Annotated in this window: 1 pseudogene; it reads right to left on the bottom strand. The window is 51.5% G+C overall.

The window, feature by feature from the left end:
• Positions 1–699, bottom strand: a pseudogene (locus ACWHAR_RS27400) (YfcC family protein); the annotation flags it as partial.

The following is a 699-nucleotide window of genomic DNA, read 5'->3' as shown; positions in this document are numbered from 1 at the left end:
GAGCACTTCTTTAAAACCCTCATTAAAGGACTCGGCAATGTCTCTCGAATTCATGCCGGCGATGTAAGCAGGAATGATGCCGAGCGCCAGGAAATAGCCCGCCATTGTCAGCATATCCCACCTGAAATAAATTACACACCCAATCAAGCCGGCAAACAACCCAAGCGCCGCGATCCCGGCCCATTTCACCCGTCCGCCTGCTTTAAAAGCCGGCACGGGTTCGACTGCTTCCTTGCCCGTCAGGCTTTTTTCAGGATGCGCTCTGATCTTTTCCGCATATTTGAGCACATAAACAGCGGCAATCGCCGTAACGACAACAAAGATGACCGCCCTGTACCCCATCCCGGAATAAAGCGGGAGACCGGAAATCATTTGTGAGGTTCCCACGGTAAATGGGTTTGTCAAAGCGCTCGTAAAGCCGGCGATCGTCCCGCACAATGCGATTGCTGCTGCTGTCATCCGGTCATATCCGAGGGACAGCAGCAAAGGAAGAATGACAGGGACATAAACGATCGAAAGCTCAGGCGTCCCGATAAAACAGGAAATGCCGGAGAAAACGAATATTAAGACAGGCGTAACGAAAACAGGCTTGTTCCTGAACTGATCGGCCAACAGACGGACGCCGAGCTCAATGACAGATGCTTTCCTCAGAACGGCAAAAGCTCCGCCAATCACAAACGTAAACACAATAATCGGAGC

The sequence above is a fragment of the Bacillus sp. LR--39 genome (assembly GCF_053613335.1).
Note: the sequence above shows the minus strand (reverse complement) of the source record. Positions and strands in the feature narration are given on the sequence as shown.